The following is a 9,036-nucleotide window of genomic DNA, read 5'->3' on the forward strand; positions in this document are numbered from 1 at the left end:
CAGCGGCCGGTAGCCGGCGCGACGGCAGAGAATTTGCGCGTGGCCGGTCCGGTCGATATTGTCAACGCCATCCCCGGCAGTCTCGACCAACAGCGGCTGCCGCTGACCTCAATCAAGGCCAGGGTCGACCTCGGCGTAGACAGTCAGCAATTGGATGACTTGCGCATCGCCTTGCTCAAGAATGCAACCCTGACCGGCAAAGGCCAATTCCATCCGGCGGACAAGGCCGGCCGCTTCGACTTCGACGTCGCCGGCCTCGACCTGCAGGCGATCCACAGCGAACTCAAGCCGACCCGCTTGGCCGGGCCGCTCAATGTCGTCCTCAAGCCGGGCGGCCAGGACATCATGCTCAAGCTGCAGGATGCGCAATACAGCATCCAGGCCAACGCCGCCGTCACCCCCGAACAAGTCACGCTGAAACAAGTGCTGCTGACCGCGCAGAAGGCGCGACTGGAACTGGCCGGCACGTTGGGCACGGTCGGCGCCATGGAATACGCCTTCAAGGGCAAGCTGGCCAACTTCGATCCTTCGCTGTGGATGAAGACCGGCAAGGCGCCGGCCAACGCCAAGGCAGGGACTGCGGCGCACGCCATCAGCGCGCGCATCAACATGGACTTCGACACCGCCGGTTCGCTCTCGCCGGAACTGCAGGCCAGGCTCAATTTCATCATCCACGACAGCAGCTATGACCAGTTGCCCATGAGCGGCAGCGGCAAGCTGCAACTGGCCGGCAAGCGTCTGCTGCCGAGCAGCCTCGATATGCTGGTGGCAGGCAACCAGCTGCAGCTCAAGGGTGCGTTCGGCGCGCCGTCCGACAAGCTCGACATCCACATCGATGCGCCGCAACTGGCGCGGCTGGGTTTCGGCGTTGCCGGCATGCTCAAGCTGGACGGTCAACTGACCGGCAGCATGCAGCGTCCCAACTTGCGTGCCACCTACAGCGGCCGGCAACTGGCCTTCGGCCCGCACCACCTGAACCGCGTCGACGGCCAGGCCGACCTGCAGACCGATCTGAATGCGAGTGCGGCATCCGCCAGCAACAAGCTGCAACTGAGCATTGATGGCGACGGCTACAGCGGCCCGGACGCCGCGCTCAAACAATTGAAACTGAGCTTGTCCGGCACCTTTGGCGAGCACAAGCTGGCCGTGCAGGCCGACGGCCGCGTACGCAACCAGACGCTGGCGCTGCAACTCAACGCCCACGGCAAGGTCACCCAGGACAAGAACGGCTACGGCTGGAACGGCGTCATCGACAAACTCGACAACCAGGGCTTGCCGCGCATCGCGCTGGCTGCGCCGCTCAGTCTCGCGCTCGCTGCCGACACGCTGGTGGCAGGCGCCACCCGGCTCAATGTCGACCGCATGGCGATCGACCTGCGCAGCCTGAGCTACCAGCAAGGCCGTATCCGTTCGGAAGGCAGCGCCAAGACCCTCGACGTCGGCCGCATCCTGGAGCTGGTGCGGGAGATGAGCGGTGCATCTGCTGCTGCACCGCCGGCAAAGACCGACCTGGTGCTCGACGCCGACTGGAATTTCTCGCTCGCCGAAACCGTATCCGGCTTCTTCCAGGTGCTGCGCAAGAGCGGCGACGTCTCGGTCAATACCGGTGCTTCGCAAGTCGCGCTGGGCCTGTCGGCGCTACAACTGCGCGTCGATCTTGCCGGTCATGAAGCGAAGTTCAACGGTGGCGTGACAGCCTCCCGCATCGGCACCATTGAGGCCCAGGGCCAGGCCGGCCTGCTGCGCCAGGATGGCGTGCTGACGCTGCTGCCGGACTCGCCGCTGACCGCCCACGCGCGCCTGAACGTGCCGGAGGTCAAGACCATCGGCGCCCTGCTCGGCCCGCAATACAGCCTGGACGGCAAGCTCGCGATGGACATCAATGCCGCCGGCACGCTGGCCAAGCCGCGCCTGTCCGGCGCCATCAACGGCGACAGCCTGGCGGTGACGCTGTTCGACCAGGGCATCCAGCTCAAGGACGGCACCGTGCGCATCGTCATGGACGACAACGTGATCGACCTGCGCCAGATCGAATTCCACGGCGGCGAAGGCACGCTGCGCGCCACCGGCAAGGTCAAGTTGGGCGACGCCGATCCCGACCTCAACGCCGCCATCGTGGCCGATCGCCTGCAACTGTTCGCCAGTCCCGACCGCCAGCTGATGCTGTCGGGCCAGGCCAAACTGGCCAACGTCAACGAGCAGTTGCGCATCGACGGCAAGTTCATGGTCGACAAGGCCTTGTTCGACCTGCCCAAGAGCAGCGCGCCCAAGCTCGGCGACGACGTCGTGATCGTGCGCAAGGACAAGGACGGGAAGTCCCGCGCCAAGGCCGGCGCGGCCGCAACGTCAAAGGAAAAACTCACGGCCGCGACCGAAAAACCGGCCGGACGTTTTGCGCCGGTGATGAATATCGTGGTCGACCTCGGCAACAACTTCCGCTTCAACGGCAGCGGCGCCGACCTCAAGCTGCGCGGCGAAATGAATGTGCGCAGCGAACCGCTGCTGCCGCTGCGCGCCACCGGCACCGTGCGCGTCAGCGAAGGCACCTACGAGGCCTTCGGCACCAAGCTCAACATCGAGCGCGGCATCATCAACTTCCAGGGGCCGATCAGTAATCCCAACCTGAACATCCTCGCCATGCGCCGCAACCAGGACGTCGAAGCCGGCGTCGAAGTCACCGGCAACGCCAACCAGCCGCGCGTGCGCCTGGTGTCGGAACCGAACGTGCCCGATGATGAAAAACTCTCGTGGATGATGTTCGGCCACGGCAGCGACAGTTCAGGCCTGGGTCAGCGCAGCGCCAGCAGCCAGGCACTGGCCTTCGTCGGCAACTACGGCGGCAAGAAGATCGCCAAGGACATCGGCCTCGACCAGTTCTCGATCGGCGCCAGCGAATCGGGCCTGTCCGACGAACAAGTGGTCAATCTCGGCAAGTCGATCTCCGAAAAACTCTCGCTCGGCTACGAGCAAAGCCTGACCGGCGCGGCCAGCATCGCCAAGGCCACCTGGCAACTGTCGCGGCGCTGGTCGCTGGTGGCGCGCACCGGCACCATCAACGGCCTTAACGTGCTGTACAACCTGCGCTTCGACTGACGGCGCCGCTACCGCAATAAAAAGGGCGGCGAGGATATCTCCACGCCGCCCTTTGTTTTTCGTCATGCCGGCTGCCCGGCTTACAACCATCCCGCCCTGCGCAAGCGCCGCCACAGCAGCGAACAGCCGGTGACGATGCCGCCCAGCACCAGGGGGAAACTCCAGCGCCAATCCAGCCCCGGCATGTGGGCGAAGTTCATCCCGTACAAGCTGAAGATCATGGTCGGGATCGCCAGGATACCGCCCCAGCCGGCCAGGCGCTTGACCACTTCGTTCTGGCGTATGGTCACTTGGGCGAGCTCGATCTGCATCGCCGCCGCCACCATTTCGCGCAGGCGATCGCCGGTCTCGATGAGGCGCACCACGTGGTCGTAGATGTCACGGAAATAGACCTTGCCATCCTTGGTGATGATGTTCTCATGGAAGCGCAGCAGCTGCGTACACACGTCCAGCAACGGCACCGCCGCCGAGCGGATCTTGATCAGCTGGCGCTTGAGCTGGTAGAGGTCCTGCAAGTGGGCTTGCTCGGACACCCGATCGAACAGCTCCGCTTCATACTTGTCGAAACGCTCTTCCAGGTCGTCCATGATGGGACCGTAGTTGTCCACCACGAAGTCCATGATCGAATACAGCACGTAGCTGGGACCTCGGACCAGGCGCTCGGGCAGCATTTCGCAATGCTCGCGCACCTTGGCGTAGCTCTTGGAAGAACCGTGCCGCACCGACACCACGAAGCGCGCGCCGACGAAGATGTGGGTCTCGCCGAACTGCACCACCGCGTCGACCACTTGCGCGGTCTGCAACACCACGAACAAGGTGTCGCCGTATTCCTCGATCTTGGGCCGCTGGTGAGCGGCGTAGGCATCTTCGACGGCCAGTTCGTGGAGGTTGAATTCTTCCTTGATCTGGCGCATCAGTTCGACGCTCGGTTCCAGCAGGCCGACCCAGACGAAGGTGTTCTCCTCCAGCAGCACGTCGCTGATTTCCTCGATCGTGATGTCGCGCAGCTTCTTGCCGTTCTTGTAGGCCGTACAATTGACGACCATGTTTGCGTTGTTCATGTTTGCGCCTGCTTTCCTGTTTGTTCGTCAGACCGCCGGCCGTACGATCCGGCGTTTGATCAGCTGCGCCAGCACCACGCCGGCCAGCGTAATGCCGCCGCCGACGGCGTGGTACGAATGCAGCGCCTCGTCCAGCACCACCATGGCAATTATGACGGTAAAGATGGGCGACAAGTTCATGAACATGATCGAGTGCGTCGCGCCCAGATGGGCGACCCCGTTCATCCACAGGACTTGCGAGATGATCGAGGCAGCAATGCCCGCATACAGCAACAGCGGCAGGTTGGCTGCCGTCACCGGTGAATACGGCGCTGCCAGGCACAGCGGCAGCAGCAGGATTACCGCCACCCAGATCTGCAGGTACAGCAAATGCCATGTAGCGATCGGCAGCGCCCAGCGTTTCAGCAGCACGCTGTAAAAGGCATACGCGATGGTCGCCACCAGCATCAGCAGGTCGCCGAATACCACGCCGCTGGTGAACAGTTGCGCCGGATGCCCCTTGCCGATCAGGATCGCCAGGCCGAACAGCGACAGCATGCCGCCGAACAACGTGCCCCAGGTGGGCGGTTCGCGCAGCAGGATGCTGCTCAGCAACAAGGTCAGCAGCGGCATCAGCGAGGCGATCATGCCCATGCTGGTGGCCGATGACGTGGCCGCTGCAAAGTACGCCAGGCTCTGGTACAGCACCATGCCGAACAGCGCCAGCACCACGACCTTCCACAGATGCGGACGAATCTGGTGGCGCTGCCGCCAGACCCCGCGCAGGCAAAACGGCGTCAGCAGCAAGCCGGCCATCAGCCAGCGGTAGAACGACATCGCCGCCGGCTCGATCACGCCTGCCGCCATCTTGCTGACGATGGTATTGCCCGACCAGATCAGGATCGCGCTGATCGGAAAGACGCTGTATTTGAGCTGCATGTGGGCCATGGCGCTGTCGTGGAATAGTCAGGTTGCGCCAGCCGAACCGGCCTTGGCCTGATTGCGGCCGGCCAGTTCAGCGCCGGCATCGGGCGGCAGGCGCATCAGCAGCGGGATCGAGAACGAGGCGGCCACCGCTACCGTCAGGAAGGCCGGCCAGAAATCCTGGCTGACCAAGGTAGCGTGACCCTGTATATGGTTGGACATCTGCAAGGCGAAACCGCCCAGCACCACGCCCATGCCGACCGACAATTGCTGCGCCACGCTGGCGATGCTGGTGGCCTGGCTGAGGCGATTGTTGTCGACATCGGCGTAGGAAATCGCATTGAGGCTGGTGAACTGCAGCGAGCGGAAACAGCCGCCGATCAGCAACACGATCAGCATCACCGCATACGGCGTGGCCGGCGTGAAGAAGCCGATCGCCGCCAGCGACATCACGCCGCAGGCGCCGTTGACGATCATCACCCGGCGGAAGCCGTAGCGCTTGAGGAATTTGGCGGCGATGGTCTTCATGAACATCGCGCCGGCCGCCGATGCGCAGGTCAGCAGGCCGGAATGGAAGGCGCTGAAACCGAAGCCCAGCTGCAGCATCAGCGGCAGCAGGAAGGGAATCGCGCCGATGCCAAGGCGGAACAGCGAACCGCCGCCGACGCCGGCCTGCAAGGTCTCGATCCTGAGCAGCTTGAGATCGATCAACGGATGTTCGGTGCGACGCGCGTGCCATACGTAGGCGGCCAGCGACAGGCTGCCGAGCACCACGCAGGCGAGAGAAATGTCGCCCGACACCAGGTGGCGTCCGGTGGTCGCCAGTCCCATCATCACCATCGAACAACCCAGCGCCGACAGCACGAAGCCGACCCAGTCCAGCGGCGCCACGCTTTCCGACTTGGCGTTGGCGATGAAGCGCGTGGCCAGATACAGGCCAAGGATGCTGATCGGGATATTGATGAAGAAGATCCAGCGCCAGTGGAAATACGTGGTGATGAAGCCGCCCAGCGGCGGTCCCAGCACCGGCCCGAACATGGCGGGAATGGTGAGGTAGCTGAGCGCCTTGACCAGGTTGGCCTTGTCGACGCTGCGCAGGATCACCAGCCGCCCGACCGGCACCATCATGGCGCCGCCGATGCCCTGGAAGAAGCGCGCGGCGACGAATTCCGGCAGGCTTTGCGAGACGCCGCACAGGATGGAGCCGAGCATGAACACGCAAATCGCCGAACGAAAAATCGTCAGCGCGCCGAAACGGTCAGCCATCCAGCCGCTGATCGGGATGAACACGGCCAGGCTGACCAGGTAGGACGTCAGCGCCAGCTTGAGCGAAATCGGATCGACCGCCATGTCGATCGCCAGCACCGGCAGCGAGGTCGAAATCACGGTAGAGTCCATCTGTTCCATGAACAGGGCGCAAGCAACGATGAGGGGAATGGTGAATGTGCGCTGTAAAGCCATGGGATGGGAAATTGGTTGAGTCAGCGTTGATTCGGACCTCTGCGCAGCGAGCCCGTTGCATCACGGAAATACGTTCCAGTATACCGTTTAAGCTATGATGCTGCCGGGCGCTCCCGGCCGTTGGCCGGCAGCTTGCCTTCCCTTGTTTACTCTTGGCCGAACCACGCACGATATGTCTCTCCCTTGCTTCGCCCTGCTCGACGACAGTTACCGCCACGACGATGCCAACACGCGCGCGGACGAACCGCGTTCGCGCCTGTACACCGGTTATCACGCGACGCTGCGCTGCGACGATGCAAACGGTATGGAAGAGATGCTCGCCCGCATGCAAAACGCGCAGCAGCAAGGCCTGCATGCCGTGGCGCTGTTCAGCTACGAACTGGGGGGAGGCTTGCACGGCATTGAAGCGCATGCGGATCAGCCCGGTCCGCTGGCGGAAATTCTGCTCTTCACCGACTGTCGCCGCCTCAGTGCGACGCAGACCGATGACTGGCTGCAACAACAAGATGTCGTCCCGGCCGCCGCCGGCGTAGCCAACGTTCGCGCCAGCATCGACGAGCAGCGTTTCAGCGCCGACATCGCGCGCATCCGCGACTACATCGCGGCCGGCGACACCTACCAGGTCAACTACACCTATCGCCTGCAGTTCGACGCCTGGGGAAAACCGCTCAGTCTGTACAAGCAGTTGCGCGCGCGCCAGCCGGTGCCCTACGGCGCGCTCATCCATCTGCCCGACGCACGCTGGGTGCTGTCGTTTTCGCCGGAACTGTTCGTGCGCCACGCGCAAGGAAAGTTGCTCGCCCAGCCGATGAAAGGCACCGCGCCCGCGCATGACGATGCCGCGGAAAACAGCCGCCGCGCCGATCAGTTGGCGAACGACGAAAAGAACCGCGCCGAGAACCTGATGATCGTCGACCTGCTGCGCAACGACCTCGGTCGCGTCGCCGTCGCCGGCTCGGTGCAAGTGCCGCATCTGTTTACCGTCGGCCGCTTCGGCCAGGTGCTGCAAATGACCTCGACCGTCACGGCGCAACTGCGCGACGACGTGCAACTCGCCGACGTGGTCGCCGCGCTCTATCCCTGCGGATCGATCACAGGCGCACCCAAGCGCCGCACCATGCAAATCATCCGTGAACTCGAGTCGACGCCGCGCGGCCTGTACACCGGCGCGATCGGCTGGTTCGACCCCGCGCCGGCGGAACGGACGCTGGGCGATTTCTGCCTGTCGGTGCCGATCCGCACGCTGGTGCTGCAAGCGCCTCAACACGGTGTGCGTCGGGGTGAAATGGGCGTGGGCGCCGGCATCGTCCATGACAGCAGGGCCGCAGATGAATTTGCCGAATGCCGTTTGAAGTCGTCGTTCCTGACCGGACTCGATAGCGGTTTCAGCCTGTTTGAAACCATCCACGCCGACCATGAGAACGGCTGCCGCCACCTGGACCTGCATTTGCAGCGACTGCAAAACTCTGCGGCGTATTTCAATTTCACATTCGATGAAACGATCGTTCGCAACGGATTGACCGGCGCCTGCGCGCAACTGCCTCCCGCAACCCCGCATCGCTTGCGGCTGGACCTGTTCCGCGACGGCGCGATCCGCTTGCAACAAGGCGCACTGTCGGCATTGGACGCGACGGTAAAGATGTTCGTTTCGCCGACGCCGAGCGCCAGCCACGACCTCTTCCTGCGTCACAAGACATCGGTTCGCACCGCCTACGACGACGCCTGGAAAGAGGCGGAACGGCGCGGCGGTTTCGACATGCTGTTCTTCAACGAGCGCGACGAGTTGACCGAAGGCGGACGCAGCAATGTCTTCGTCAGGATCGCTGGCCGCTGGTGCACGCCGCCCCTCTCTTCGGGCGTGCTGCCGGGCGTGATGCGGCGGGTGCTGCTGGCCGATCCCGCCTGGGATGCCGTGGAAGCCGTGATCACCCGCGCTGACCTGCTGGCGGCGCAGGAGATCGTGGTCTGCAATGCCTTGCGGGGAGCGCTGCCGGCTGTGCTGGTGAAGCCTTAGTTGCTTCCTGCCTTCCCGTTGATTACGCCTAGTTCACACGTAACTTGCTTACCGATTACTCAACTCAACGCAGCGCGGCATTCTCTTTCAGTGCTTTGGCTTTTTCTGCACTTTGCTGTTGCAGCGACCCCAGGTCGTCCAGGCTGCGCTCGTCCCAGCCCCCGCCCAGCGCCTTGGCCAGCAGCACGCTGGCGGCCATGCGGCGATACAGGATATCCAGTGCGGTGCGTTCGCTGGTCAGCGCGGTGGCTTGCGCCGTGATCACGCTGGTGTAATTGACGGTGCCGGCCTTGTACTGGTTGGTGACCAGCGTCACGGCCTGGCGCGCCGATTGCAGCGCTTCGTTTTGCACCACGGCTTCCTGTTCGAGGATGCGCAGCGCGGCGAGGTTGTCTTCCACTTCCTGGAACGCAGTCAGCACGGTCTGTTTGTACGCCGCGGCCACGCCGTCATAGGTGGCGATGGCCTGGTCGGTAACCCTTTTTTTTTTTTTTTTTTTTTTTT

The 9,036-nt window shown here is 63.5% G+C and carries 6 protein-coding genes; 2 read left to right on the forward strand and 4 right to left on the reverse strand.

Annotation, left to right across the window (positions count from 1 at the left end; all coding sequences use genetic code 11):
- Positions 1-3,093 (forward strand): translocation/assembly module TamB domain-containing protein (locus HLUSI_RS0124115; RefSeq protein WP_016836378.1); only part of this gene is annotated, 3,093 nt, incomplete at its 5' end.
- Between the two features lie 80 nt (positions 3,094-3,173).
- On the opposite strand, the gene HLUSI_RS0124120 is transcribed toward HLUSI_RS0124115, so the two are convergent.
- The 3 genes from HLUSI_RS0124120 to HLUSI_RS0124130 are packed head-to-tail and all read right to left on the reverse strand — an operon-like array spanning position 3,174 to position 6,518.
- Positions 3,174-4,154: a magnesium and cobalt transport protein CorA gene (locus tag HLUSI_RS0124120; protein WP_016836379.1), complete on the reverse strand. Its 981-nt coding sequence runs from the start codon at positions 4,152-4,154 to the stop codon at positions 3,174-3,176.
- Positions 4,155-4,181: 27 nt separating this feature from the next.
- Positions 4,182-5,081, reverse strand: coding sequence for a DMT family transporter (locus HLUSI_RS0124125; RefSeq protein WP_016836380.1), 900 nt, complete (start codon positions 5,079-5,081; stop codon positions 4,182-4,184).
- 18 nt (positions 5,082-5,099) lie between these two features.
- The gene (locus tag HLUSI_RS0124130) at positions 5,100-6,518 is read right to left on the reverse strand and encodes an MFS transporter (RefSeq protein ID WP_016836381.1); all 1,419 of its coding nucleotides are present in this window, start codon (positions 6,516-6,518) and stop codon (positions 5,100-5,102) included.
- A 172-nt stretch (positions 6,519-6,690) separates the two neighbouring features.
- Here HLUSI_RS0124130 and pabB point away from each other — a divergent pair, with 172 nt between their 5' ends.
- Entirely contained in the window at positions 6,691-8,532 is a 1,842-nt protein-coding gene (pabB, locus tag HLUSI_RS0124135) for an aminodeoxychorismate synthase component I (protein WP_016836382.1), read from the forward strand.
- A gap of 64 nt (positions 8,533-8,596) precedes the next feature.
- On the opposite strand, the gene HLUSI_RS0124140 is transcribed toward pabB, so the two are convergent.
- Positions 8,597-9,036 (reverse strand): TolC family protein (locus tag HLUSI_RS0124140; protein ID WP_029363972.1); only part of this gene is annotated, 440 nt, incomplete at its 5' end.

It is taken from the genome of Herbaspirillum lusitanum P6-12 (genome assembly GCF_000256565.1).
GTDB lineage: Bacteria > Pseudomonadota > Gammaproteobacteria > Burkholderiales > Burkholderiaceae_D > Herbaspirillum > Herbaspirillum lusitanum.